Origin of the sequence: Halomonas sp. IOP_6 (genome assembly GCF_021151565.1) — a bacterium.
GTDB lineage: Bacteria > Pseudomonadota > Gammaproteobacteria > Pseudomonadales > Halomonadaceae > Vreelandella > Vreelandella alkaliphila.
Genome location: NZ_JAIRBO010000015.1, coordinates 1 through 26,008, shown reverse-complemented (window position 1 = coordinate 26,008; position 26,008 = coordinate 1). Strand labels below are relative to the sequence as shown.

General features: G+C 51.1%; 20 protein-coding genes and 1 pseudogene. 8 read left to right on the top strand and 13 right to left on the bottom strand.

The window, feature by feature from the left end; translation table 11 throughout:
• Positions 1–114: 114 nt before the first annotated feature.
• Entirely contained in the window at positions 115–2,718 is a 2,604-nt protein-coding gene (gene acnB, locus K7H08_RS17795) for a bifunctional aconitate hydratase 2/2-methylisocitrate dehydratase (RefSeq protein WP_198349834.1), read from the bottom strand.
• A gap of 521 nt (positions 2,719–3,239) precedes the next feature.
• Between acnB and K7H08_RS17790 the strand changes: the two genes are divergently transcribed.
• Together K7H08_RS17790 and K7H08_RS17785 are read left to right on the top strand one after the other, a co-directional pair.
• Positions 3,240–3,896: a tRNA-(ms[2]io[6]A)-hydroxylase gene (locus K7H08_RS17790; RefSeq protein ID WP_095604116.1), complete on the top strand. Its 657-nt coding sequence runs from the start codon at positions 3,240–3,242 to the stop codon at positions 3,894–3,896.
• Positions 3,897–3,926: 30 nt separating this feature from the next.
• Positions 3,927–7,832, top strand: coding sequence for an AAA family ATPase (locus K7H08_RS17785; protein WP_231658645.1), 3,906 nt, complete (start codon positions 3,927–3,929; stop codon positions 7,830–7,832).
• 8 nt (positions 7,833–7,840) lie between these two features.
• On the opposite strand, the gene K7H08_RS17780 is transcribed toward K7H08_RS17785, so the two are convergent.
• From K7H08_RS17780 to queC, 4 genes are read right to left on the bottom strand one after another with little or no spacing between them, the layout of a single operon-like run.
• Entirely contained in the window at positions 7,841–8,122 is a 282-nt protein-coding gene (locus K7H08_RS17780; protein ID WP_084183702.1) for a YkgJ family cysteine cluster protein, read from the bottom strand.
• Positions 8,119–8,958 carry a 6-pyruvoyl trahydropterin synthase family protein gene (locus tag K7H08_RS17775; protein ID WP_038483809.1) on the bottom strand — a complete coding sequence of 280 codons (840 nt, stop codon included), beginning with the start codon at positions 8,956–8,958 and terminating at the stop codon, positions 8,119–8,121. Before K7H08_RS17775 ends, K7H08_RS17780 begins: the two co-directional genes overlap by 4 nt.
• Entirely contained in the window at positions 8,958–9,602 is a 645-nt protein-coding gene (queE, locus tag K7H08_RS17770; protein WP_231658644.1) for a 7-carboxy-7-deazaguanine synthase, read from the bottom strand. The genes K7H08_RS17775 and queE overlap by 1 nt, the downstream gene beginning before the upstream one ends.
• Positions 9,602–10,312 carry a 7-cyano-7-deazaguanine synthase QueC gene (queC, locus tag K7H08_RS17765; protein WP_038483813.1) on the bottom strand — a complete coding sequence of 237 codons (711 nt, stop codon included), beginning with the start codon at positions 10,310–10,312 and terminating at the stop codon, positions 9,602–9,604. Before queC ends, queE begins: the two co-directional genes overlap by 1 nt.
• 203 nt (positions 10,313–10,515) lie before the next feature.
• Between queC and K7H08_RS17760 the strand changes: the two genes are divergently transcribed.
• Positions 10,516–10,932 carry an SRPBCC family protein gene (locus tag K7H08_RS17760; protein ID WP_038483816.1) on the top strand — a complete coding sequence of 139 codons (417 nt, stop codon included), beginning with the start codon at positions 10,516–10,518 and terminating at the stop codon, positions 10,930–10,932.
• 53 nt (positions 10,933–10,985) lie between these two features.
• Here K7H08_RS17760 and K7H08_RS17755 read toward each other — a convergent pair whose 3' ends face one another.
• From K7H08_RS17755 to K7H08_RS17720, 8 genes are all read right to left on the bottom strand, one after another.
• On the bottom strand, positions 10,986–11,225 hold the full coding sequence (locus K7H08_RS17755; protein ID WP_038483819.1) for a DUF2789 domain-containing protein: 240 nt from the start codon (positions 11,223–11,225) through the stop codon (positions 10,986–10,988).
• A gap of 89 nt (positions 11,226–11,314) precedes the next feature.
• Positions 11,315–12,385 (bottom strand): asparaginase, encoded by a 1,071-nt coding sequence (locus K7H08_RS17750; protein ID WP_120387018.1) that lies wholly within the window; start codon positions 12,383–12,385, stop codon positions 11,315–11,317.
• 167 nt (positions 12,386–12,552) lie between these two features.
• Positions 12,553–13,752, bottom strand: coding sequence for an MFS transporter (locus K7H08_RS17745; protein ID WP_120387017.1), 1,200 nt, complete (start codon positions 13,750–13,752; stop codon positions 12,553–12,555).
• A gap of 8 nt (positions 13,753–13,760) precedes the next feature.
• On the bottom strand, positions 13,761–14,264 hold the full coding sequence (locus tag K7H08_RS17740; RefSeq protein WP_038483828.1) for a hypothetical protein: 504 nt from the start codon (positions 14,262–14,264) through the stop codon (positions 13,761–13,763).
• 77 nt (positions 14,265–14,341) lie between these two features.
• Positions 14,342–15,598, bottom strand: coding sequence for a DEAD/DEAH box helicase (locus K7H08_RS17735; RefSeq protein WP_089038216.1), 1,257 nt, complete (start codon positions 15,596–15,598; stop codon positions 14,342–14,344).
• 272 nt (positions 15,599–15,870) lie between these two features.
• On the bottom strand, positions 15,871–16,464 hold the full coding sequence (locus tag K7H08_RS17730; protein WP_038483834.1) for a PqiC family protein: 594 nt from the start codon (positions 16,462–16,464) through the stop codon (positions 15,871–15,873).
• A 13-nt stretch (positions 16,465–16,477) separates the two neighbouring features.
• Positions 16,478–18,160, bottom strand: a complete 1,683-nt coding sequence (gene pqiB, locus K7H08_RS17725) for an intermembrane transport protein PqiB (RefSeq protein ID WP_231658643.1) — start codon at positions 18,158–18,160, stop codon at positions 16,478–16,480.
• Entirely contained in the window at positions 18,153–19,499 is a 1,347-nt protein-coding gene (locus tag K7H08_RS17720; RefSeq protein ID WP_038486739.1) for a paraquat-inducible protein A, read from the bottom strand. Before K7H08_RS17720 ends, pqiB begins: the two co-directional genes overlap by 8 nt.
• A gap of 201 nt (positions 19,500–19,700) precedes the next feature.
• Between K7H08_RS17720 and K7H08_RS17715 the strand changes: the two genes are divergently transcribed.
• The 5 genes and pseudogenes from K7H08_RS17715 to K7H08_RS17695 all read left to right on the top strand — a co-directional run bounded on the left by K7H08_RS17715 (position 19,701) and on the right by K7H08_RS17695 (position 25,555).
• A complete protein-coding gene (locus K7H08_RS17715) occupies positions 19,701–20,675 on the top strand; it encodes a calcium/sodium antiporter (RefSeq protein ID WP_038483840.1) in 975 nt (324 codons plus the stop codon).
• A gap of 215 nt (positions 20,676–20,890) precedes the next feature.
• Positions 20,891–21,094, top strand: a pseudogene (locus tag K7H08_RS17710) (cytochrome ubiquinol oxidase subunit I); the annotation flags it as partial.
• A 49-nt stretch (positions 21,095–21,143) separates the two neighbouring features.
• On the top strand, positions 21,144–22,823 hold the full coding sequence (gene cydD / locus K7H08_RS17705; protein WP_231658642.1) for a thiol reductant ABC exporter subunit CydD: 1,680 nt from the start codon (positions 21,144–21,146) through the stop codon (positions 22,821–22,823).
• Positions 22,820–24,547 (top strand): thiol reductant ABC exporter subunit CydC, encoded by a 1,728-nt coding sequence (gene cydC / locus K7H08_RS17700; protein ID WP_231658641.1) that lies wholly within the window; start codon positions 22,820–22,822, stop codon positions 24,545–24,547. Before cydD ends, cydC begins: the two co-directional genes overlap by 4 nt.
• A gap of 15 nt (positions 24,548–24,562) precedes the next feature.
• Positions 24,563–25,555, top strand: coding sequence for an adenosine deaminase (locus K7H08_RS17695; protein ID WP_038483855.1), 993 nt, complete (start codon positions 24,563–24,565; stop codon positions 25,553–25,555).
• Positions 25,556–26,008: the final 453 nt, after the last annotated feature.

Genomic DNA, 26,008 nt, shown 5'->3' with positions numbered 1-26,008 from the left:
CCCCAGCCTGCAAGCAGGTTGGGGCGTTCGGTCATCGGCTCAAAAAGGAGACATTGTCATCCTTCTTGCGATGTTGCGAGCATCGGCGATAAGTTCTCGGTACTGCAAAGAGCATTAAGCTTCTTGAGCAACCGGAATCACGTTCGAGGCGATTTTTTGATACTCCTCGATTTCGTGGAAGTTCATGTAACGATATATTTCTCCAGCGAGTGCGTCAAATTCACTCATGTATCGCTGGTACTCTTCCACGGTTGGAAGGCGGCCTTCCACGGCAGCGACGGCTGCGAGTTCCGCTGAGGCGAGGTATACATTGGCACCATCACCTAAGCGGTTCGGGAAGTTACGTGTAGACGTAGACACAACAGTGCTTTTCGCTGCAACGCGTGCCTGGTTACCCATACACAGTGAACATCCCGGCATTTCCATGCGGGCGCCAGCACGGCCATAAATGCCGTAATAGCCTTCTTCGGTAAGCTGGTGCTGATCCATTTTGGTCGGCGGCGCCAGCCAAAGGCGCGTTTTCAGGCTGCCCGCAGGCTGTTTTTCAAGTAGTTTACCGGCTGCACGGAAGTGACCAATATTGGTCATGCACGAACCGATAAATACTTCATCAATTTTTTCGCCGGCAACGTCTGAAAGCAGACGAGCATCATCTGGATCATTAGGCGCACAAAGAACGGGTTCTTTAATTTCGCTCAAATCAATTTCGATGATTTCGGCGTAGTCAGCATCTTTGTCAGCACGCATCAAGCTTGGGTTCTCAAGCCATGCTTCCATACCTTCGATACGACGGCTGATAGTGCGTTCGTCACCGTAGCCATTCGCAATCATCCACTTCAGCAGTGTGATGTTGGATTTAAGGTACTCGGTGACGCTTTCTTCAGACAGGGTGATTGTACAGCCTGCTGCACTGCGCTCTGCTGAAGCGTCGGAAAGCTCGAAAGCTTGCTCGACGGTCAGGTCTTCAAGACCTTCAATTTCCAATACACGGCCAGAGAAAGCGTTCTTCTTACCGGATTTCTCAACGGTTAGCAGTCCCTGCTTGATGGCGTAAAGGGGAATGGCGTGAACCAGGTCGCGCAGTGTCACGCCCGGCTGGCGCTCACCTCTAAAGCGCACCAGTACGGATTCCGGCATGTCCAGTGGCATAACGCCAGTCGCAGCAGCAAACGCTACCAGACCAGAACCTGCTGGAAACGAAATGCCCAGCGGGAAACGGGTGTGAGAGTCACCACCGGTACCCACTGTGTCGGGCAGTAGCATACGGTTCAGCCAGCTGTGGATGATGCCGTCGCCGGGGCGAAGAGAGACGCCGCCACGGTTCATGATGAAGTCAGGCAGTGTGTGGTGCGTATCCACATCGACAGGCTTTGGATAGGCCGCAGTGTGACAGAATGACTGCATGACCAAGTCGGCCTGGAAACCAAGGCACGCCAAGTCTTTCAGCTCGTCACGGGTCATCGGCCCTGTTGTGTCCTGAGAGCCAACGGTGGTCATCTTGGGCTCGCAGTACATGCCGGGGCGTACGCCGTCCATGCCACACGCTTTACCGACCATTTTTTGAGCAAGGGTGAAGCCCTTGCCAGTATCAACCGGCTGGTCTGGCAGGCGGAAAACATCGGAAGGCTCAAGGCCTAGCGATTCACGCGCTTTACCTGTTAAACCACGACCGATAATCAGCGGAATGCGTCCACCTGCGCGCACTTCGTCAAGAATCAGTTGGGTTTTAAGTTCGAAGGTTGTCAGTACTTCGTCGGTACCGTGCTTGCACACTTTACCTTCGTATGGATAGACATCAATGATGTCGCCCATTTCCAGTTTGGCAACATCCATTTCAACCGGCAGTGCACCAGAATCTTCCATAGTATTGAAGAAGATCGGTGCGATTTTGGCACCAAAACAGAAGCCGCCAGCGCGCTTATTGGGCACGTAAGGAATGTCGTCGCCGAAGAACCAGAGTACAGAGTTAGTGGCGGACTTGCGTGAAGAGCCAGTACCAACCACGTCGCCTACATAGGCAACGGGGAAGCCTTTCGCTTTAACTTCTTCAATTTGTTTCAGCGGGCCAGTCGTGCCTTGCACTTCGGGTTCAATACCTTCGCGCTCGTTTTTGAGCATGGCATTGGCATGCAGCGGGATGTCTGGGCGCGACCACGCGTCAGGCGCAGGAGAGAGGTCGTCAGTATTGGTTTCGCCAGGAACCTTAAAGACGGTTAAGGTGATTTTCTCTTCCAGTGCAGGCTTGGAGAGGAACCACTCTGCAGCAGCCCAAGACTGAATAACGTCTTTAGCAACCGCATTGCCATTTTTGGCGCGCTCTTCAACGTCATGGAACGCATCAAACATGAGAAGGGTATGCTTGAGCTGTTCGCCAGCTTCTCGAGCAAGTTCTTCATTGTCTAATAGTTCGACCATGGAGACGATGTTATAACCGCCTTGCATGGTGCCGAGAAGTTTGACGGCATGGATCTTATCGATCAGTGGAGAGGTGGCTTCACCTTTAGCAATCGCGGTTAAGAAACCTGCTTTTACATACGCAGCTTCATCAACGCCTGGGGGTACTCGGTTGGTGATTAGGTCAAGAATAAACTCTTCTTCACCTGCCGGCGGATTTTTAAGTAGCTCAATTAAGGCAGCGACTTGTTCGGCGTTCAGGGGCTTGGGCGGTACGCCCTCTGCAGCGCGTTCCTCGACATGTTGGCGGTAAGCTTCAAGCACGTTGGGGCCCTCTCATCTTCTTAATGGTGACGAGCGCATACCCACACGGTATTGAGTATGTGCTCGGACACGTGACATACGCTTGACAAACAGCGTCTGGTGGATGAAATGGATTCTACGGGAAACTGTCGACAATGTTAAGGCGGCAAGCTCCTGAGGACCTTGTACTTTATGTTGAGGAGATGGTGTGGGGTTTCTTAATAGCGCGTTTTTTTCTTAATTAACCCAGCGGGTGGAAGTTTTTTACCGAACAGGCGTAATTGAGGGTGAGGGCACGTGTGATTATTGTGATGCCGCGTTACCATACTGTTTGATTATTTCGTCGTATTATTATCACTACGGCAGTTGAATCGCGGGTATTGTGGTGTGGAGCTGCAATATAAGCGTAATTTTATATTAGATATGTGCTATATAAAAAGTGCTGTTACGGCTCTTTCAACAGCGAGCGTAATGGCAGGGAACAAACGCCCAGGGCGTTTATATGTTGTACAATAGTGAGATAAGCGCTTGGTAATGGTGTTATGTCGATACAATTAAATATGTTGCAACCTGTAGGTCATGCGCTTCAAGCGGATGATTTACTGCCAGAATGTCTCCATCAGTTTCTTGCTTGCTCAACGCCTGATGCTTGGCTGCAATGGGCGCTGGATAACCCAGAGATACTTCTTATTGACCACGCTCAGTGTGAGAAAAAAGCCGCTTCAACGGCAATGAGCTTGCTCTATCGTTACGTTGATCAGCCGTTACTATTAAGCAAGATGTCGCAGCTGGCTCGAGAAGAACTACTGCATTTTGAGCAGGTAGTTGGCTTAATGGAGAAGCGAGGCGTGGCGTATAGTCACCTTACTGCGTCACGCTATGCCGAAGGCTTGCGCAAGCATGTGCGTAGCAATGATCCTGACCGTTTAATTGATGTGTTAATTATTGGTGCGCTCATTGAAGCACGTAGCTGCGAGCGCTTTGCGCGCTTAATTCCTTATTTAGATGAAGAGCTTGCCAAGTTCTATCGCACGTTAGTGAAGTCAGAAGGCCGTCACTTTGAAGACTATTTGCTGCTTGCAAGACAGCAAACATCGGCATCAATAGATGACAGAATCGCCTTTTTTGTGGCGCGTGAAGCGGAGTTGATTACTTCGCCAGATACGGCTTTTCGTTTTCATAGCGGTGTGCCTGCTTAAGCCACCGCTAGTCTAGGTAGGATATGTATCATGCGCGATGCTCGTGAGACAGACCAACTGACCCTGTTTGGCCATTTCTCTTTATCACAAGGAGAAGATGTGCTGACGCACTTCAGTTATGACAAGGTAAAAGCGCTGCTCGTTTATTTGTTGCTGCACCGACAGCCGGTCAACCGAGCTTCCCTCGCAGAGTTACTTTGGCCAGACCAGGGGCTGTCATCGGGCAGAACCAACCTACGTCATGCGCTTCACTGTCTGCGTCAGTCGATGGGGGACAATGCCGAGCAAGTGTTGAACGTATCTCGCCAGACCATCGCTTTTCAGTTGCCCGCCCACTGGCGGGTTGACTTGCACGAATTACAGCAATTGTTGGAAGGCCCTCGAGATTTGGCGAACCTTGAAGAGGTGATGTCGTGTTATCAGGGGGATTTGATAGAAGAACTCCAGCTTGCCAACTGCAGCGAATTTCAGCGCTGGTTAGTTCAGGTGCGCAACGAGTGGCGTCAGCGTGTTATCCGTTTCGCTGAGCAGGTGTTAGATGCCCACTCCGATGTACCTGACAATTTATTGGAAGGTTTAGTCAGCCGCTTTTCTGGCTACGGACCATTCCATGAGCGCCTAGTACGTCAGTTGGCTGAGCAAAATCAGATGGCTGCTGCCCATGAACAGTACAACAGCTATTTACAGTTGTTAGCACTTTCTGGACAGCAGCCCGAACCGAGCTTTCTACAGTTAGCTAATTATTGGTCAGATGGTCACCATGATCCGCGTGTATTGAGCCCGCAAGGCGCTTTTTCGCGCGTGTTGGCCGCGGATAGTAAGCCTCTTCGCGAAGATGAAATTGAGCTGCGCCAGTTATCTGTGATGGCTATCCGGCTTAAGTTACAAGGTGATTGGCAAGATCGCGCGGCTACTCGGAACTGTTTGGCGCTTCAATTAGAGCTACTGCGCTGGTTAGAACAGCAGTGTCATCACTTGGGTGGCTTCTGGTTGCCGGGCGCAACAGGTGGGCTTGGCTTGGCCTGCTTTGGTACCCATGGTCCGGCTCATCAGTTGGCAGAGCTGGTTGCACTTTATGAACACTGCCGCCTGGCGTTGCCTTTAGAGTCCCAGCGTCACTGGGTCGGTGACGGTGATCCTCCAAAATTTGAGCTCGCCGCAGGTCTTAATAGCGGAAGAGTGGTTTATCTACCTGAACGTCAGCTAGCTGACCCGCTTGGCCAAGTAACCCAAGTATCACTGGAGTTAATGAGTGCCGCAGAAGGTAGCGAGTTGGTAATTTCTCAAGAAGCCAGCCAGCACATGCCGCCTGCACTTGATTTGCAGCCGCGGTTGGTATCTCGCTTAGTGGCTAGCGATGGCCGCGTCCGCTTGAGAGCGTTAGTGCTGGGAGTGAATGAGGGCGGTAGGGATGCGCTACCTCCCAGTTTAGTGGGTCGAGAAACATCACTACGCACGCTAAGAGACGCGTTGGCGAGGGCAGGCATTGGCTTGCGCCAGAGCGTGCTAGTACGTGGTGCATCCGGGATGGGTAAATCTGCGCTAATGGTGGGTTTTCGCCAGTTAGAACTGAGTCGTGATGCTGCCATTTGTTGGCAGCCAACGACGCGGCTATCGGTGCTAGAGCCCTACGGTGTCGCACGTACTCTACTCGCTTGGTATGTTGAAGCTACGCCAACTTGTGAAGCTGTTCGCCAACTGCAAGAAACGCTCTCCTTAGAGCCTCTGGAGGATGAACGTCAGCAACTGCTTGAAGAAGCGCTCGGTGTGCGTGATGTTCAAGAAGTTGCTCAGTTAACTCAGAATGGTGAGGCTATTGAGCTAGTTGTAAAGCTGTTACACCGCTTAATCGATCATCTGGCCAGTTCACGGACATTGGTACTAATGATTGATGATCTGCAATGGCTTGATGAACCTTCATTCAAGGTGTTGGCAGGGCTACAAGCTCGGTTGCCGATCAATACTGCCTTTATGCTGGTCGCCAGTCACCATGGCCGAGAGTCACTGCCGGTCAAATTGCACTGGGATCAGCAAATTACGCTTGGAAGGCTGGATGCGCAGCAGTCGTCTCGCTTGCTTTCTCAGTTATCCCGCCGGTATCGCATTCATTTAAGCCCGCGGCTACGCAATCAAATCATTGAGCGTTGCGACGGGGTGCCGCTGTATATGCAAGAGATTTGTCGGCGTTTAGATATGGATCGCCGCGAAGGTCGCAGTGTACAGTTTGATGAGCTGCCCAAAGGGCTATTAGGACTGCTGGCTAGCCGAATTGACCAGTTGGAAGGTGATCGGGAAATTGCCCACGTAGCGGCGGTATTAGGCAAGCGTTTCCGTCTTGATTTTCTGCAAGAGTGCAGTGGTTGGGAAAAGCCGCGGCTGTCCCAAGCAATTGAGCACATGCGTCAACTGGAAATTATCGAACCAGTGGATAAAGACGGGGGCGAGCCGGAGCATCAGTTTAGCCACCAACTGCTGCAAGAAGCCGCTTATCTTTCATGTCCTAGGGACGTGCGCGTTAAGCTTCATCAGCAGGTAGTCACGCTGATTGAAGAGCGCTTCCCTGTATGGATTAGCCGCCACCCAGGTGATTTTGCAACCCACCTACGCCGCAGTGGCCATTACGCCAGGGGTGCTCGTTACTTTGAACTGGCCGCACGGGAAGCCCTCAAGGTGAGTGCTAACCGTACGGCACTGCGCATGGCAGACTTCGGACTTGCTAGCCTGCGTCATGTGGATCATGAAGTTGAGCGCGAAGTGAGCCTGCTGACCGTGCGAGGCCAAGCGGCCTTCGCCTTAGAGGGACATGGTTCGCCCACTGCGCATGAGAGCTTCGTGCGTGCGAGGGAGTTGCTCCGCCAGTCGGGTGGCGCCGCCACGGAAGATCCCGAAGACCTTGAGCAAATATTTTTGGTTAAGTGGGGCTTATGGGTTGGCCGAAGTCAGCGCTATGCCCACGCCGATGCATTTGCGCTTGCCTCGACGCTGGCAGACATTGCTGGGCGTTTAGAAGATCCGCGCTACCAAAGGCTGGCAGATTATGCGCGGGCGCATTGCGAATACTGGGCTGGACGCATTCAGCAAGCGCATGACCATCTGGACGAAATTGACCCGCTCAATGCGCAAATGATGATTGAATGGCTGCCATTCTCTGATCACCCGCAAGTAACCGCGGCTTCTTTCCAAGGTTGGGCGCTCTGCTTGCGTGGTGACTACCAACGCGCAGAGCGGCATATCTCTTCCGCCATCCGATTAGCTGAAAAAATTGGCCATCCCGGTACGCTTGCCATGGCGTTGATGTTTTCCGCCGCTCTTTATCGGCAGCTTGGCCATGTACATCTAGCAGCACGACACGCTGAGCGTGCTGCTGCAATGACGGGTACGCCCGATTTGCAACTGTGGCAGATTTCTGCCCAGGGGATTCTTGGCTGGCAGCGAGCTCTTGCGGGCGATCAGGGGGGCTTGGTGCAGGTGCGGGACAGCCTGGATCAGATGGCAGAGCTGAATGGGCGTGATCGCTATCAGCGTCCGGTCCTGTGGTACTCAGATGCGTGTATTGAGCTTGGCGAGTTAAAAGCGGCTGAAGATTATCTGGATCAGTGTCTGGTCATTGCCAAGGAGCGCACAACGCTCTTTTTACCTGAGTTGGCAACCCAGTTAGCTAAAGTGCGTGATTTGCTCGGTCACCCTGCTAATGAAGTGAAAGCGCTGGCTGAAATGGCCATTAATCAGGCCCGTGAGCATGGCAATCGCCATCAGGAGCTTGCAGCGCTCGAGCTTTGGTTGACGCGTATTGCACCAAACGACTTGCAGGCCAAAGAGGCATTTAGACGCTTATTAAGTGAAGTGAGCCATAGCGATGCGCCAGTGCTTGTTCGCTGGGTTAGCCTGCTTGATAGACGGTTGCCCCACGCGGTAAGTGTTGAAAACGAAACCTGATTGGGTGACTAACGAGTTGTTGTTTCCAGCCAGTTAAGTGTGGCGAGCGCCTCTTCTCGGTGTTCGCCACACACATCAGCATCATAGTCGAACCGCTCACACACGGCAGGACGACTAGGATCGCCAAATAACCTACATAGATTGTCATCACTTAACTGTGCGCATCGAACGCCCGCCGGTTTGCCATTTGGCATGCCGGGTATATAAGAGGTGATCGACGGTGCAATACAGCAAGCACCGCAGCCTGCTCGGCAGGCGGCGGTGTCTGTTGCGAAAACGTGACTACTCATGGCGAGGCTTCTGCCGTTGCGCCTTTATCAATTCCTTCAAATGCCTGAACCAGTGTTTTATGGCCGCTGTGCTCTGCAATACTCTTGGCAAGCCATAAAGCAATATTCTCGACGGTTGTCGGCTTGGGCAGTACACAGCAGCGTTCTTGAGGCAGCGTGATCGAAAATGTGCCTTGTGCAGACTGGTAACGGCAGGTCAGCTTTTCATCAATCTGGCTTTCAATGTCGGCCTTTTCAAGCAGATATCGATTATCCAGCCATGCTGCCCAGCGCTGCTCAAGCGCTGGCTGACGTGCCTGATGCTGCCAGATAAACAGGCGCGAGCGGTGGCCATGGGCAATCCGCTGACAGTTGCCGAGATGCCGTTTCAGTCCGTGAGTGTAGCCATAGGCAGCGCCGTCTATAGGCTCGTCACTAAGCGTTAGTGTGACACTGTGGACATTGGCTGGCCGTTGCTCTTGCTTTGTCAGCTGTGAGCTTAAATAGTGGGTGACACGCTCAACAGTGATGGTATCCCAGGGGAGCAAGGTAAATGCTTGGGCTGGCCCGCGAACTTCCATTTCGTAAGGAGTCGCTGTTCTAATGCAGATACCTTCAGCGCAGTCAGTAACCTTAATGCCGGGCGCGTTGATAGGTACGAGCAGCGTATGGTCTAGGCCACTATCGAGTGTGCGCTTTATCCACGGCTTTACTTCTCCAAAGTCAAAAAGCATACCGTCTTCGCCTAGCTCCCCATCCAGTTGAGCATCTACTTGCCAGCTACAGCCTACCAACCCTTTTGTAGGGCACCACAGTGAAACATCAATATGGCTGAGACGATTTACAAATAACGCCATTACTCAAATCCTGCAATTTTGTGCGTTTGAAGCGATAGCCGCCACTGGGGGTTAGCCATGCAATACTCGGTGGTTGCCTGAACCGTCGCGTGATTTCTCTGCGCTATGCCGTGGTCCATCGGCTGCAAAAAAAAGTGGTTGAAGTCCAAATTGGCAAATTGAGTGGGTGGCGCTGCAGATTGTGGGAAAACCAGCTTTAACTCATCGCCATGGGTGACCACCAGTGGATTAGTGCCCTTAGGGCTAACACATAGCCAATCAATTCCTGGTGGTGGTATGACCGTTCCATTCGTTTCAACGGCCACTTCAAATCCATCGCTGTGTAGTAGCGCGATCAGCGGGGTATCAAGTTGGAGTAATGGCTCACCGCCAGTGAATACCACGTAGGGCGTTGCTCTTCCAGCATGAACTGGCCAAAGGGCTTTAATGTGTTCAGCGAGTTCACGTGCTGTATTAAAGCGCCCACCGTTAATGCCATCCGTACCGACAAAATCGGTGTCGCAAAAGGAGCATTTTGCGCTGGCGCGATCGATTTCACGCCCAGACCACAAATTGCAGCCGCTAAAGCGGCAAAATACGCTGGCGCGGCCTGCCTGTGCACCTTCGCCCTGCAAGGTATAAAAGGCTTCTTTGACGTGATACATCAGCCGGTAACCTGTGCAGGGGTAGATTCATACGCCAGTGGGTCTGAAGTATTGTTGGCTGCGAACGCCGCCAGCCGTTCACGGCAACTGCCACACTTGCCGCAAGCCAGTGGGCGTCCTTCATAGCAGGTCCAGGTATCACGGTAGTTCAGGCCCATTGCTAAGCCATCGCGTAAGATATCGGCTTTGCTCGTTGCTAGATAAGGTGCATGCAGCGTTATCGGTTCAAAATTAGCGATGCCAGCGACCTGATTCATTGCGTGAACAAATTCAGGGCGGCAGTCAGGGTAGAGAATATGATCGCCGCCGTGGGCGCCGTAATCGACACGCCCCGCCCCGATATTAACTGCCTTAGCAATGGCTAACGAAAGCAGAATCATATTGCGGTTAGGGACAACGGTAGTAGTGAGGTTATCAGCAGCGTAGTCACCCTCAGGCATTGATATATCTGGGTTGGTCAGCGCTGAGTTATCAATTAAACCGTGAATAGCACGTATATCAACGACTTGATGGGGAATATTGTGCTGCTTACAAACTGCTTTCGCTATGTCCAGTTCTTTGGCGTGGCGTTGGCCATAATCAAATGAGAGCGCATGAACCTCGAGCCCTTCTTTAATTGCGCGGTGAAGAACGGTATAGGAGTCCATGCCGCCGGAATAAATCACAACGGTAGATGACGCGTCTGCGCCAGAGGTAGGGGGTAACGACATAATAATTACTCATTGGCCGGAGAATTTATTGAGTGCTTTAGCGTCGCGCTAAATGAGATTCCGGGGTCCGGTCCGGAAGGACGGCAGTTTACGCAATGCGGGCTTGCCTGGCCAGTGGTAGCGGCAATTGGTACCATTTTCCGTTCGGTATGTGCATGGGTCAACATGCTAAGCTAATCCTTCTAGTCGTAAGGGATGAATCCATGGCCACCATAGAACATAGCGAAATTATTAATGCTCAGCCTGAAAGGGTGTTTGAACTGCTGAGTCGAGTTGAAGATTTTGCTGACTATTCTGATCTGATTAGATCAATTGATACCTTAGGCGATAACCGTTATCGCTGGCATGTCCACGCGGTGGGTATGGATTGGTCATTTGATGTGGCAGTAACCGAGATCAAGCCACCTTATGTGCTGGCATGGGAATCATTGGAAGGCGTTAAAAATCAAGGTCGTTATCAATTGCGTGAAGTGCCGGAGGGGACAGAGGTATCACTTACGCTGAGTTATGAAATCCGTAATCGATTGGTGGAAAAAGCGGTGAACCGTGCTGCAAAGCCATTAGTGGGAAAAGTGAGCAGGCAAATTCTTGAGCGCGTTGAAGCTCGCCTCAATAGTTAATGGCTACATTGGCGCCGTTAGTGAGCGGCGCGCAAAGAGATGTTTAACAGCAATCAAGCTCGTTTGTGCATCGAGGCATCAAGGTGGTCGACAACTTCGGCCCAGTCAGCATCATCTTCCACGGCCTCACGAAGAAAATCAGCTTGGCCTTCGTTCCAGCAGGGAGCCTCTGCGAGTGGCATTTCTTTAGGTAGGGGGGAGTGGCGCTGAATAAAGTGCTCAATGGATTCTGCATCCGAGCGTAGCCCGAGCTGTTCAAATAGCTCGCTAAAATGGTGTACAGGCCGTTCCATACGCTGCTTTCCTTTTTGGTTATTAACGTATGTTTAAACATAGCGTGTATAAGTGACTACGCCAGTGCGAATTGATCGACGTGCGGCGTTTAGCGCTCGCCGACAAGTGACGTTAAAAATCGCTGGCGTCGAATGTCCATGGAAAGGGGTTGAGCCAATAGGTGAACGAGTTTGGTGAAAGCGGCTTCCGGCGTCATGTTATCTCCAGACAGTAAGCCCGCTTCTGCTAGGCCATGGCCCGCTGCGTACTCGCCCATATGAATGCTGCCCTGGGGGCACTGGCTAATCGCGGCCAGCAGTTTTCCTTCGCCACTGGCGTTAGCAATGACATCAATGAGTGCAGGGTCGTTGGGTATATTACCTGCTCCCCAAAGCTGCAGTAGAGCCCCCTTTACGCGCGAATCACCGAGCAGAGCTTCCAATTGCCAAGGCGATATGCCGGGCCACAATGCTAGTCTGATAACGGCGCCATCGGAGACGGCTTGATAGTCTGAAAGCTCAAAGCGGGGCGCGCCGCGTTGTTGAAATCCTAAACCTCGACTTGGGTAATAAATGAAGTCTTCGCCAACGCGTTCACCGATACAGGGATAGCTTGGTGAGATAAATGCATCTAAGGATTCTGTATGCTGTTTAATCGCTCGTGAACCCCTCAGAAGGCGATTTGAAAAGTAGATCGCCACCTCCTGTAATTCAACGTTTGCAGCAAACCTTAATGCTCCGTAAAGGTTGCCGATCGCATCGCTATCAATCATTTCAAGAGGATGCATAGAGCCTGTTAATACAACCGGGCGGTCAATCCCCTGTAGCTGATAGGCAAGACTCGACGCGGTCCAGCTTAGGGTATCTGTGCCGTGGATAACGACAAATCCACGGTAGTTGGCTAAGTGGGCTGCAATATCGTTGGCAATCTGTTGCCAAGTCAGCGGCGTCGCTGCACTTGAGTCGATCAATGACGCATAACTAAGCACGTCATAAGCGGGAAGGGCATGTTGGTGCAGTATAGGAAGCTGGCTTAGTGCGTCTGCCATGCGATCTTGAAAGTTCCCCCCTGGGGCTAGTCCCTTTACATTTGGCTGCATGCCAATGGTGCCGCCAGTATAGATGACCAGTACACGCTCTTGAGTGGGGGCGGCGTTTGCCAGGGGAGAAGTGATGCTCATAGCCGTTTCCTGAATTGGGCGAATCTAAAGGGGTGCTTCTCAATCGTAGCGTCTAGGTACTTGTGTCTAAGTACTTGTGCCTAAGTGCCTGTGCTTAAGTGTCCGTGGCTCAGTATGCTATTGAAGCAGGTGCTGCAAACTGAGGCAGGTATTGCCATGTGCGACTGCTAACCGCGATGTACTAACAACTCACCACTATGATCGTCTAATTGGCGGTTACGCCCAGCCAATAAGGCAAATCCGCAACAAATAACAATTAGCAGAATAAGCAGCCATGCTATGTGGGCTAACTCTGCTCCGGCTTGCAGCATTAGACCAACCCCAAATGGGCCTAGCGCTGCCAACGTATAGCCGCCACCCTGTACTAAGCCAGAAAGCTGCCCCGCAAGACGTGAGTTAGCCGTTCGTAACACCAGCAGACTGAGCGCTAAGCTAAAGCTGCCGCCTTGTCCAATGCCCAGAAGTACCGCGCCGGGCCACTTCCAGGCTAATGGCGCAATAAGCAACATCCAAAGCCCTAGTGCGGTGCTAAAAAGGACTAGCAGTAAGGCAGGGCGTTGGTCGTGGGTTAAGCGGGCTAGCCAAGGTGCGCCCAGTGCTGAAACTAGCTGACACATGATTGAGATGGCCATTGTCCAGCCGGCCGCAGCTTCATCATAACCTCTGTAGACTAATAAGGTGGGCAGCCAACCAAACACAATGTAAGCCATGGAAGACTGAATGCCCATGAACAGCATGACATGCCACGTGAGTGGTTTACGCATTAATTGGGCGAGCGAAGCAGAGGTTCTTGGGTTGAGCGGGGTGTGTTGAGCCGTTGGCATGCTGATCATCCATAGTGCCAGGGCTACTAATGCTAACAGTGACCAGCTCATTAGACTCAACTGCCAGCTGCCTAACCATTGCATTAGCGGAACACTAAGACCAGCGCCTAATGCACCGCCGAAACATAACGCCATGGTGTATAAACCAGTCAGCAGATCGGCGCTGTGGGGCAGCTCTCGTTTAACAAGCGCTGGTAGAAGGGTGCCTGCAAGGCCAATCGCACTGCCTGCCATTGCGGAGCCAATAAAAAGTGCGCCAGGCACTGGCATGCCTCTTAAGATTAAACCGCAGGTTAATAAAAGCAGTGCACTACTCAGGGCCCGTTCGCTGCCCAACTGTTTAGCCAATAGGGGAGCAAGTGGGGCTGACAAGCCTAAAAAAAGCACGGGTAATGTGGTTAAAATGCCCGCTGATGCAGGGCTTAATCCCGCAGTTTCTTGCAGTCGGGAAAGCAGAGGCGCAACTGATGACATAGCAGGGCGTAAATTAAGCCCTACTACGAACATCAGAACAATAAAGGTGTATGTGCGACGAGAAGCCATGCTGGCATTTACTTGAGGTGGGGGCGTAAGTCGCCGCGTACCGCATCAAGCAGGGTAATGAAATGATAATCTTGCTGCGTGTCTAAGCAGTCTACGCGCACCTCGGTACGCATCCCTTTATCAATATTCAGCTTGTCGTAGATTTCGAGGGTTAATTTACGTGCAGGTTTATCCCCAGGCGTAATAATGCCGTCTTCCAGCGTAAAGGTTTCAAGTAACGTTACCCGTACTCGCGTGCTGCTCTCTTCGCTAAGTACCCGTCGTACAAATAACCATCCTTCACAGGGTAGCGATTCGTTATCATTACGTTCACGTAAGAAAAGAGTGCGATAACAAGCGCCCTCTGTAGAGGCTTTTTCTGCCATGCTGCGATACGCTTGCAGTACCTGCCCAGCCGATGCTCGGGCATCCTCTAGCCGCTGTGAAATACCTTGGTGCTCACGGCTTAGTTGCTCCTGGCGTTGAAAGGTAAGCCACTGGCGGTAATCGTTAATAAGTTGAGACGACGCCATAATCACTCCATGAATAAGTTAAGCTGTACCAGCGGAATACGCGAAGCGATAACCTTCGCATATTCCTAAGCAAAGGGCTAGCGACGGGCGCGACGACGACGTTCACCGCCAGTATTGGCTGCTTGTCCTTCCGGTTTACGCTTGGCGCGGGGCTGCTTCTGACCACGGCGGCCATTTTCAATCGGCTCGGGCTTGGCGTTGGGATCAGGTTCAAAACCGGGTTCGATACGTTTAGGCAGGTTTTGCTTGATAAGACGCTCAATCCCACTCAGCAAACCGTGTTCGTCGACACATACGAGCGAAACTGCTTCTCCATCGCTGCCCGCTCGGCCGGTACGTCCAATACGGTGAACATAGTCCTCTGCCACATTGGGTAAGTCGAAATTAACGACATGGGGAAGTTCGTTGATATCTAGCCCGCGAGCGGCAATGTCAGTGGCGACAAGTACCTGCAAATCACCGCTTTTGAAAGCACCTAGAGCACGTGTTCTAGCCCCTTGGCTCTTATTGCCATGGATGGCCATGGCAGGTATGTCTTGCTTAGAAAGCTGCTCTGCTAAGCGGTTTGCGCCATGTTTGGTGCGTGTGAAAACGAGTACCTGAAACCAGCCATGCTGCTGAATTAAATGGGCCAGCAGCTCGCGTTTTTTATCACGATCTACTCGGTAAATGGTTTGCTCAATTTTTTCAGCGGTCGTGTTGCGAGGTGCGACTTCTATTAACGCGGGATTGTTGAGCAACTGTTGCGCCAATAATTGTATGTCGTTGGAGAATGTTGCAGAGAACAGCAGATTTTGACGCTGTTTTGGCACTAAACGCAATAGGCGCTTGATATCATGGATGAATCCCATGTCGAGCATGCGGTCAGCTTCGTCGAGCACCAGGATTTCGACGGCCGATAGATCCACGTGGCCCTGCTGATGCAAGTCTAGTAGCCGACCTGGCGTGGCGACCAATACATCAAGCCCCGCTTTGAGTGCATCCACTTGTGGCTGTTGGCCAACACCGCCGAAAATAATATGCGAGCGTAAAGAGAGGTGCTTGCCGTAAGCGGTTACGCTTTCGCCTACCTGGGCAGCAAGCTCGCGCGTAGGCGTGAGCACTAACGCGCGTACTTGGCGTTTGCCGGGACGTTTTCCATTCGCTAACCGCTGTAACATGGGTAACGTAAAGCCAGCGGTTTTGCCTGTGCCAGTTTGGGCACTGGCGAGCATGTCGCGACCTTCAAGTACAACGGGGATAGCTTTTTGTTGAATAGGGGTAGGCTGCGTATAGCCCTGCGCGGTAACCGCGCGTAGTAAATCGTCGTGCAGACCAAGTTCAGAAAAGCTCATGCGTTCTCCGCAATCGCTTAGTAAGTGACGCCGCTTGGCGCCGTCGTTACTGAGCGTAATGTTCAAAAAGCGAGGATGGTACACCTTCGCGGCAGCGAAGTTTGCCAGATAAAGCACGATGCCGCGATGGTCATTTTTTTGCCGATCAAGACGGTGAAATAGACATTGGCTCGAATCGGGGGTGACGTGGTGATGCTGAAAGATGACCCCTTTAGTATATCATGGATACTTCATTTCAGCGTTTAACATAGCGGTTGGATGCCTTACTGATGTCACATCTGAAAATAATTTCCTTCGCGGATCTCATTGGCGATTTGCAGGGCCACCTTATCCCAACTTTCGCCAAGTGAGCGAACGAGAGCAGGGTAGCCGTCCTGCTGTAGCTCGGTCTCTGCAGAAAAACTTTTTAGCGCAAGTAGGTTATTATCCGCGCCGCGTAACTGCCATTGGCCACTGGTGACCGCTCGCCCATCGTGCCGCCCCTGAAATTGATCAACTTCAAGTAGTAATGTGAGCGCTTCAGGTGCATTGCCATCAGCATGAACGACCTGAATGGACGCGAGCTCTTGGGATAGTTGAGCACGCAATGCACGTTCTAATTGGCGTCCAATACTTTCCGCCCATTGGTGTTCTCGGGCTTCATTTAGGGTGATGTCATCAAGCTGCATGACGATACCGTCCACATCTAGATAGTGTGCTAAACGTGGTGATCGCACCTGCAGTGTGCCAATCGGCTGGCTTGGTGAACTCACTGCATTTTCGCTTGGTAGCATGTAGCGAGAGGGTGGTGTGACACTGCTAGCGCAAGCGCTTAGCAGAATGCAAAGGCCAAATAGTGATAAATAGCGGACTGCCTTACAGCGCATAGTAAGCTCCTTCTTAGCGTGGTGCGCGAGGCACGGGATCTTGAGTATCCAGGTTGTCGAATAAAAGCGCTCTTGGGTTTTCATTTAATGTGCGAGTAAGTGGTTGTAAGTCGCGCATTAAGCGATCCAGCCGTTGAATAGCCGTTGTTAAATCCTGATAGGCTGGAGATGATGGCGATACACCTTGCAAGGTGTTACGTAGCTCCTCAAGAGTCGCATTTACGTTTCCGCCCACTGCCTGAGTATCGGGATCATTCAGCAACTGGTTGATGGAAGTGCTTACTTGGCGTATCTCGTTGAGCACACTTTCAGATGCTTGTAAGTTTCGGTCTAAACCTGCAAGTAATGGCTCAACTTCAAGCGCGTTTAATTTCTCAAGCAGGTTGGTTATCTGCGCTTGGATCTGTGCAAAGCCGCCAGCGACGGTAGGGAATACTGTCCGCTCGGAGAACGTTTCGGCGACATATTCATCAGCCAAGTCGCGTTGAAAATTAAGATCAACGAAAAGTGCACCCGTTAATAGGCTGCCATTTTTGAGTGATGCACGCAGCCCTAAGCCGAAAAGGCGCTTAAAGCGCGAGTCCCACTGTTCTATGTCGATGTCGGCATTCTCAATGCCCAGTCGCTGAGGCTCGATTCGAATCAGCACTGGGATGGCAAACTGAGAACGTGAGTCGGGCTGTGGAGCGGTAAAATTCCAGGGCACCGACGCAACCGTACCGATTCTTACTCCGCGAAATTCGACGGGCGCACCTTTCGATAACCCGCGAACGGTATCATCAACCAATAGCACGTACTCTAAATACTGATTGAAGGTTCCTTCCCGGGCAGTATTTTCATCCGCATAGAGATTAAAGCGTGCATTGGGCTCTACGGGTTGCCCCATCGGCAAGTCTTCTGGCACGCCAAACGTAACGCCACCTCCCAGTAACGCTTCAAGAGACTCCACGTTGACACGTACACCATCAGCATCTAGTTGAAAATCAACACCGCTCGATGTCCAAAATCGAGTGCTATCCGTTACCAACTGGCCGTAGGGTTCTTCAATAAATACTTGGTGGTGCATTGTGCGAGATTCCGCGTCAAACCGAGTATCTTCAACTCGTCCTACGGTATAGCCCTGGTAAGAAACAGGGTCGCCTATATGAAGTGAGTTACCCAGTTGACTGACTAAGCTGATTTGCAAACCAGCCTGTCCAGCTGGGGCAACCGGTGGTGTATCACTTACCGTAAACTCGCGCTCAGGTTCATCAGACTTACCTGCCTCTAGCTGAATATAGGCACCCGACAATACCGTGCCCAGCCCGCTAATGCCCTCGCGGCCGATGCGCGGCTTTACCACCCAGAATCGGCTATCTTCCCTAAGCATAGCTTCCGCTTCTGGTTGGATGCGGGCGGTCATAACGGCGTGGGAAAGATCATCAGATAAGCGAACGTTTTGGACTCTGCCTATTTCAACATTGCGGCTGCGAATAAGCGTGCTGCCCGCTTCGATACCTTCCGCGCTGTCCATTGTTAGTGTAACGAGCGTGCCTCGGCTGGCGTAGTTGTCGTAGACAAGCCACAGTCCGATCACAACAGCAACGATTGGCACGATCCAAATCGGAGAGAGCCGTGTTTGCGGTGATGACTTCGCACGATGTAAATCGTTGTTGTCGTTGGTATCGGCTTTATTTGGTGTTGAATCATTAGCCATCAACAGTTTCCTTGGTGGCCGTTTTACGGCGTGTAGAGCGAGGAGTTGGTGTGTCCCAAATTAAGCGCGGATCAAACGTCATGGCTGCTAACATTGTGAACACAACGACGGCGGCAAACGCGAGCGCTGCCGGCCCTGGTGTAATTGACATTAAAGACCCCGCGCGAATCAGAGCTACTAATATTGAAACCACAAATACGTCAACCATTGACCATCGGCCTATAAACTCAGTCAGCCGATAAAGTCGAGTTCGGCTTTGTGCGTTTAGCTCGTTGCTATGCTTTATAACCATACAGAGCCAAATCAATGCGACTAGCTTGCCAACGGGAACAATAACGCTCGCTACAAAGATAACCACGGCCACGGGCCAGGAGCCCATTTGAACCAGTTGGACAACCCCGCCAATGATCGTTGAGGGTGATGAGTGCCCTAAGCTAGTCGTGGTCATAATAGGGTATACATTAGCAGGGATATACATCACCGCTGCTGCAAAAAGCAGTGCCCAGGTGCGTTGTAGGCTGTGTGGTAATCGTGGGTGGAGCTTTTCTTGGCACCGCCGACAGTGCCCCGTGCCATGCTCGCTAAGGCGATTAATTAGGCCGCAAGTTGGGCAGCCGGTTACTCCCTGGCTTGCTGCTGTCGTTCCTGTAAGAGTGCCTTCTGGCGCGAGGGGTTCTTTCTCTAAAGAGAACCACATCCAATCTGAATCAATGGATTGTGTCGTTAACAGTAAGAGGATGGCAAATACACTGAATGCCCAAAAGGAGATGCCTAATTCAACTTGTGCCATGCCAGCTATTTTTATCAAACTCACCAGTGCCCCAACGATGAAGACATCCGCCATCATCCATGGGTTAAGCCTCGCTAGTGAACGAGCGATGTCCCGACTAAACGGCATTGGATGGCCGCGAAGTAAGCCAAACTGAAGCCAGATCACGCCGATTAGATAAATAGCGGGCAGCACAACAATGGTCATAATGACAGCGATAGCGACAACAGGCTGATGAAAAGAGATGAGCGTAGTGGCTGTCTGTGAAAGTTCTATACGATTACCAATGCCGCTGATGCTAAAGCTCACAAACGGAAATGACACTGCTGCAAGTAGTGCTATCAAGGATGAAAGCGCTAGCGCCATGCTTCTCTGAGCAGGATAACGATGTCGCTTTACCAGCACATGTGAACAGCGTGGGCAGGATGCTTTCTCTCCGGAGCCGAGCGGAGGGAGTGCAGAAACCCAGTCACACTCGTGACAGGCGCGTAAGCGTCTACGCTGGGCGCGTGTTTCGGGAGGATGGCAGTCGACCTGTGGTGAGTTCACCTGCAAAGAAGGTCGTTTAATAAACTGAAAATGAGGCAACAGCAAATTCTCAATACGTTGAGGAATCCAAATTAGTACGGTGGGCAGATACTACTGTCAAATCGAGATTTATCTTCGCCCCGCCAAAACAGCACTTGACCTAACCAACTAGTTAGACAAGGATGCCTCGGCAATGGTGCCTAATGATAGTGCCTAACATTACGTTATTAAGGAAATGAAATAATGTTGCTCCCTTTTTTGGCTGTAGTTTTGGGATTGGTGCTTCTCGTATGGAGCGCCGAGAAATTTATCGATGGTGCTGCAGCTACCTCTAGGTGGTTAGGGCTATCGCCTCTATTAATTGGCATGCTGGTTATTGGTTTTGGCACCTCTGCACCAGAAATGATGGTGTCAGTGTTGGCGGCCATGCAAGGAAATCCTGGTTTAGCGGTAGGTAACGCATATGGTTCAAATATCGCTAATATTGGCCTTGTTTTAGGTTTTGTCGCGTTACTAGCTCCTTTAGCGGTGCACTCCGGTGTGATCCGCAAGGAGATGCCACTGTTGATAGGTGTCATGCTTCTGACGGGTTATATGCTTTATGACGGTTGGATTTCTCGTGGAGAAGCAGTCTTACTGCTAGGCGCGTTGGCGCTCTTTATCGGGGTTAGTATTGTTCGTTCACGAGGGCAGCAAGATGATCCGCTAGTGGGTGAAGTTTCAGAAGCGCTGGATAGTAAAGCCATGTCCCGTGGCAAGGCGCTTATGTGGACGTTAGTTGGACTAGTTTTGTTAATCGCTAGCTCGCGCATCTTAGTGTGGGGGGCGGTCGAAATAGCGGTAGCTTTTGGGGTTAGTGACTTAATTATTGGCTTAACCGTCGTAGCAATAGGAACGTCCTTACCAGAGCTTGCTTCCTCTATCAGCGCTTTACGGCGCAAAGAGCATGATATGGTGCTGGGTAATGTCGTAGGCTCTAACCTGTTTAACAGTTTGGCTGTGGTAGGTCTTGCAGGCCTTATTACACCCATTGAAGTAGGGCGCGAAGTGCTAATTCGTGACTGGAGCGTCATGACTTTTATGACCCTCATGATGGTGTTCTTTGCTTTCTCTTGGCGGGGTCGCCCACGGCGTATAAACCGTATCGAGGGTGGCATGCTGCTCTCTATGTTCATTGCTTACACTGGCTACATGGTTAGCATCGTCGTGATGTCCTAACTGCGTCAATGCGACACAGTTTTGAAGAAGCGCTAGTAGTGTATAACGTTTGTCACAGCATCAAATGACAACACATTCGAATCTCAGGCTTAGTTGCTGTGTTGCTGCATCGTGCCTAGAGCCCATGCTCATTGCTAAAGTGCAGCACCAGTAAGGCTTAACTAAGCTTGTGTGGCCCCGCAGTGGGATGCTTATCCAGGTCTTAGGAGAGTGTGATGGAGCTTGCCCTCTGCGTGCTATCGCGAATTCAGTTCGCCTTTGTGGAATATTTCCATGCAATTTTTCCAGTTTTTACTATCGGGCTGGTCTCCTATATAGCATTACTCCATGGGCTTTTCTTTAAAACCCAAAACCCAGCTTGGGACCGTATTTCGCTATTTTGGACAAAGGTGTGTGCAGTTGTCTTTAGCTTGGATGTATCCATTGCTGGCAAGGCGCGACCATCAAGTGCGGAGTGCCACTAACCTTATGGCTACCTCTCAATCAGATCAGGTAATACCCTTAACTTCACGCTCATGGTTGAAATCTCTTGCTCGGCGTGAGCACAAAAAGCTCACGCTAGCCGCAATAGGTGGCGTGCTTGCAGGGGGGCTTACGGTTTTACTAGTGGTGGGGCTTGCATGGTGCATTGATCAGCTTGTAATTCATGGTCGCTCACCGGCATCACTGACAGTTTTTTTCTTGGGGTTGGTGGCAGTGGTACTGTGTCGCTCACTACTTCAAGCAATGCAAGAAGCCAGTAGTGCAGAGGCAAGTCTTCGTATTCGCCAGCATGCGCGAGAGGAGTTGCTAAATAAAGTGGCGATGCTTGGGCCCGTTTGGCTTACTCGCCAACAGAGTGGGGCGATAGCGAATCAGGCGGTAGAGCATATTGACGCGTTAGACGGTTATTTCGCGCGTTTTTATCCTCAGATGAGGATTGTCGTCGCCTTACCGCTACTTATCCTTTGCATTGCTGGATGGCTGGACTACCTCGTGGCCATTTTTTTATTGCTTTCAGCACCACTTATCCCGCTATTTATGGCGTTGGTAGGCATGGGCGCTGAGCGTTTGAATCGTGATCAATTCATGGCCGTGTCGCGTTTGTCGGCTCACTTTGTAGACCGAGTTAGAGGGATGACGACGCTCCAGCTGTTTGGCCATACCAAGTCAGCACAAAAAGATGTTTGGTATGCCACTGATGACTATCGACGACTAAGTATGCGCACGCTGCGTCTAGCGTTTCTATCATCAGCGGTGCTTGAGTTTTTTGCATCCGTGGCGATTGCAGTTGTGGCCATGTATGTCGGTTTTGGTCTACTTGGTTATATCGACTATGGGCCATCCTCTTCTCTAACCCTCTTCACTGGGCTAGCCGTTTTATTGCTGGCACCAGAGTTTTTTCAGCCTCTACGAACGCTATCCCAGCACTATCATGACCGCGCAGCAGCATTAGGGGCAGCTGAAAGTATCGTGGCAATACTCAACGAGCCAGATCTGGTCCCTTCAGCCACGTCAGTGCCTCATTCGGAGAATGCAGTTATTGAGTTTTGCGGGGCTAGTGTTGGATATGAGGGGCGTGCCACGGTCTTGTCCAACCTGAACGCTACCATCCGGCGTGGTGACGTGGTTGCTATTACCGGTGAATCAGGTAGCGGTAAATCATCCATCCTAGCCTTAATGGCTGGTTTTATGATGCCTAGCAGCGGTGAGTGCCGGTATCGCCACAGTGGTCAGGTCGCCTGGCTGGATCAAACGCCTTGCATTATTCAGGGAAGTCTTGCCGATAACCTGCGCTTAGCCGCTCCTGAGGCTGACCAAGCGTCAATGGTACGAGCACTGCAACGGGCAGGGCTGGGTGAGTTGTTATTCCAGCTACCTAATGGTCTGGAAAGTCTCGTAGGCGAGCGTGGTGTCGGACTGTCTGGTGGCCAAGCGCAACGTCTTACGCTGGCGCGTGTCTACCTTAGCGAGGCGCAACTGGTTTTGTTAGACGAACCGACGGCAAGCCTAGACGCTATCACTGAGAAGGCTGTCATTCAGGCACTGTTGGATTGGGCAAAGGAAGGCCGTACGCTAGTTATTGCAACGCATCACTCTGCGGTGGTGGCTGTTGCTAATCGCCATTTTACTTGTGAAGCTGGCCAGCTTATTGAGGCGACGGTATGAGTCAGTTTTATCGCGATATGAAACCCTGGCTGCTCATAATGCTGCGCCGTCGTCAGCGCTTTTTTATAGGTGCATTATTAGCGTTGGTGACGCTCCTGGCAGGTCTTGCACTGTTAGGGCTTTCTGGTTGGTTTATTGCCGCGTGTGCGTTGGCTGGCATAGCGTTGGCAGCTGGGTTGCCCGTTACTTTGGATATTTATGTTCCCGGTGGCGGTATTCGTTTTTTTGCACTGCTGCGAACGGTGGCGCGTTACGCGGAGCGTCTTTACAACCACAATACCGTACTGACATTGTTAGCTGATTTGCGCTACCGCGTGTTTGGCGATTTAACAAGGTTGGATGAAGCAACCCTTAAGCGCCGCCGCGCGAGTGAATGGCTAAGTCGCTTAACGTCGGATATTGATACGCTTGACAACTTGTATCTGCGCTTGCTTATCCCTCCGTTAGTTGGGCTGTTGAGCATCTTTGTTATATCTGGCTTTATCGCTATTTGGGTGCCAGTGTTGGGTGGTTTGATAGCCGCTGTGTTGAGCGTACTATGGTTTGTAGTGACGCTTGGTTATGCATGGTTGGGGTTTGGTAATAGCCACCAGCAAGTTAGCGACCAAGAAGAGTTACGCCGTCTAGTGCTTGATCAAGTACAAGCGTCGGCTGAGCTAATGAGTTACCAGACCAACCCTTGGTACCGTACACGGATTAATCAACACGAAGACCAGGCGCTAAGTAATCAGCGTCAGCTTGCTTATAAGTCGGCCATTGGCAATGCGTTAGTATTAGCGGTGACCGGTATGTTGTTGTTGGGCGTATTATGGCTGGGCAGCTTCATTGTAGAGGCTGGTCACGTGTCGGGGCCCATCATTGTTATGGTGGTTATCGCTGTGCTGGGTATAAATGAAGTATTCACTACGCTGCCTAACGCCTTTCTAAAAGTCGGTGCTAGCTATGGCGCTGCTCGGCGATTAAATGCACTGGGCAGCATAATGACTGAAGCGCCGTCGTTGGCCTTGCCTAATGCTTCTCACGGGCATTCAGTGGCGTTTAAGAATGTTTCTTTTCGTTATCCCGCAACAGCCTATTCGGTGCTGTCTGAGACTACATTTACCTTGCCTGCCGGAGAGCGAGCAGTAGTGACAGGTATCTCAGGGGCAGGCAAGTCAACGTTGGCTAACCTTGTTATGGGTAGAATATCGCCTTCAGAGGGGCAGGTTTACGTTGCCAACTGTGCGCCTTCTAACGTTACTGTGGAAAGCCGTGCCAAGAATTTTGCTTTGCTCACGCAGCAGATTGATCTTTTTGATGGATCGTTAGCGGCGAATCTGCGTATCGCGAACCCTGAGGCAAGCGATGATCAACTGTGGGGAGCTCTCTCTCAAGTTGCCCTAAAGGATTGGGTAAAGCAGCAACCAAATCAGCTTATGACCCAAGTCGGCGAAAAGGGGCAGCAGCTCTCAGGAGGGCAGGCGCGAAGACTAGCATTGGCTCGTATTTTCTTGCGTGACCCAGCAGTCGTGCTTTTGGACGAGCCCTTTGCCGGTGTGGATGCCTTCACCGCTATGCATATTGCTAAATCTCTTGATCATTGGCTCACTGGTCGAACAGCGATCTATTTTATTCACCAAGTAGAATGCCCGTCGTTGCTGCCTGGCGTTAACTATCACTGGCGACTTGCTGGGGGGAAGTTAAATACGGATACTCTTGATAATGTTGGAAATAATTTATCCTAATGACAGGAGTTTCGTATGCATGAATTTCTTCTTCAGCTGCCTAAGGTAGAGCTTCATTTGCATATCGAAGGCTCACTAGAGCCTGAGTTAATGTTTGAACTTGCCAAGCGAAATGGTATTGAGCTTCCTTATGCTACGGTTAAAGAGGCAAAAGCAGCTTACGAGTTCGATGACCTACAGGGGTTCCTAAATCTTTATTACCAAGGCATGAACGTGCTGCGTACAGAGCAGGATTTTTATGACTTGGCGATGGATTATTTCAAGCGTGCTCGTGGGGAAGGGGTAGTGCACATTGATATGCATTTTGACCCTCAGGCCCATCTCCAGCGTGGTATTCCTCTTGACGTTGTGATGGCGGGATTGCTTCATGCGAAAGAAGAGGCAGAGGCAACGCTTGATCTGTCTGTTGGTGTGATTATGGCTTTTTTGCGTGATCGTCCGGCTGAAGAAGCGCTCAGCGTGCTTGAAAACGCTGCTCCATACTGGAAGTTTTTAGATGCAATTGGTTTAGACAGCGCAGAGCGTGATAATCCCCCGGTAAAGTTCCAGGCACTGTTTGCGCGAGCCAAAGAACTTGGCTTGGTGCGTGTTGCCCATGCAGGAGAGGAAGGGCCTGCTGAATATATTGCTGAAGCACTGGATCTTCTCGATGTTCAGCGAATTGACCATGGGGTTCGCTGCCTCGAAAGTGACGCAGTGGTTAAACGGCTCAGGGAGCGTCAAATCGTACTAACGGTTTGCCCGCTGTCTAATGTCAGTCTGAAAGTGGTTGATGATCTTCGAGATCACCCTCTTCCCCAGTTATTGAAAGAAAACCTTAAGGTGACAATTAGCTCAGACGACCCGGCTTATTTTGGAGGTGGGTTGCTGACAAATCATGTTGCCTGTGCTGAAGCATTTGGCTGGGGTGCGGAGGTGTTCCGCATGCTGAACCGTAATGCAATCGAAGAAGCGTTTGTTGATGAGTCACGTCGCCAAGAACTTTTGCAACGTCTTGAGTTGGTATGAAAGAAGCGCCGACCTCGTGTTGATAATGGCTTATGTAAATCGCTTCCCATTTCACCGTCGGCCAGCATAGGTTTGGTCGCTACCCGTAATGAAGTTCCTACTAGACAAACGGTATTCTCAAGTAGTCGCATATCCTCTTTCTAGGTGGTCATTCAACAAGATAAAAAAGTGTTGACGAATAAATAGAAATGAGTAGAATACGCCCCACATCGAACGGCAACGCCATTCGATAGCTCTTTAACAATTTGATCAGGTAATTCATGTGAGCGCTTGCCGATGAGGGTGATAAATCACCAAATATCAAGGCAAGCGGTCATGACAATGTAAATTGAAATGAATTCGTTTGAACCTTGAGCCAAGTTTGATGCGCTTTTGTTGTTCGTAAACATTACGTTTTCGAGTGACGAGTAAGCATCACAATGATTTTAAACTGAAGAGTTTGATCATGGCTCA

What these genes read in the sequence shown, in the direction of transcription:
- K7H08_RS17790 (WP_095604116.1), top strand. Translation starts at nt 3,240, where the DNA reads ATGTCGATACAATTAAATATGTTGCAACCTGTAGGTCATGCGCTTCAA.
- K7H08_RS17760 (WP_038483816.1), top strand. Translation starts at nt 10,516, where the DNA reads ATGGCCACCATAGAACATAGCGAAATTATTAATGCTCAGCCTGAAAGG.
- K7H08_RS17740 (WP_038483828.1), bottom strand. Translation starts at nt 14,264, where the DNA reads ATGGCGTCGTCTCAACTTATTAACGATTACCGCCAGTGGCTTACCTTT.
- K7H08_RS17775 (WP_038483809.1), bottom strand. Translation starts at nt 8,958, where the DNA reads ATGGCGTTATTTGTAAATCGTCTCAGCCATATTGATGTTTCACTGTGG.
- queE (WP_231658644.1), bottom strand. Translation starts at nt 9,602, where the DNA reads ATGTATCACGTCAAAGAAGCCTTTTATACCTTGCAGGGCGAAGGTGCA.
- K7H08_RS17695 (WP_038483855.1), top strand. Translation starts at nt 24,563, where the DNA reads ATGCATGAATTTCTTCTTCAGCTGCCTAAGGTAGAGCTTCATTTGCAT.
- K7H08_RS17755 (WP_038483819.1), bottom strand. Translation starts at nt 11,225, where the DNA reads ATGGAACGGCCTGTACACCATTTTAGCGAGCTATTTGAACAGCTCGGG.
- K7H08_RS17730 (WP_038483834.1), bottom strand. Translation starts at nt 16,464, where the DNA reads ATGCGCTGTAAGGCAGTCCGCTATTTATCACTATTTGGCCTTTGCATT.
- K7H08_RS17750 (WP_120387018.1), bottom strand. Translation starts at nt 12,385, where the DNA reads ATGAGCATCACTTCTCCCCTGGCAAACGCCGCCCCCACTCAAGAGCGT.
- pqiB (WP_231658643.1), bottom strand. Translation starts at nt 18,160, where the DNA reads ATGGCTAATGATTCAACACCAAATAAAGCCGATACCAACGACAACAAC.
- queC (WP_038483813.1), bottom strand. Translation starts at nt 10,312, where the DNA reads ATGTCGTTACCCCCTACCTCTGGCGCAGACGCGTCATCTACCGTTGTG.
- K7H08_RS17745 (WP_120387017.1), bottom strand. Translation starts at nt 13,752, where the DNA reads ATGGCTTCTCGTCGCACATACACCTTTATTGTTCTGATGTTCGTAGTA.
- cydD (WP_231658642.1), top strand. Translation starts at nt 21,144, where the DNA reads ATGGCTACCTCTCAATCAGATCAGGTAATACCCTTAACTTCACGCTCA.
- K7H08_RS17785 (WP_231658645.1), top strand. Translation starts at nt 3,927, where the DNA reads ATGCGCGATGCTCGTGAGACAGACCAACTGACCCTGTTTGGCCATTTC.
- K7H08_RS17715 (WP_038483840.1), top strand. Translation starts at nt 19,701, where the DNA reads ATGTTGCTCCCTTTTTTGGCTGTAGTTTTGGGATTGGTGCTTCTCGTA.
- K7H08_RS17780 (WP_084183702.1), bottom strand. Translation starts at nt 8,122, where the DNA reads ATGAGTAGTCACGTTTTCGCAACAGACACCGCCGCCTGCCGAGCAGGC.
- K7H08_RS17735 (WP_089038216.1), bottom strand. Translation starts at nt 15,598, where the DNA reads ATGAGCTTTTCTGAACTTGGTCTGCACGACGATTTACTACGCGCGGTT.
- cydC (WP_231658641.1), top strand. Translation starts at nt 22,820, where the DNA reads ATGAGTCAGTTTTATCGCGATATGAAACCCTGGCTGCTCATAATGCTG.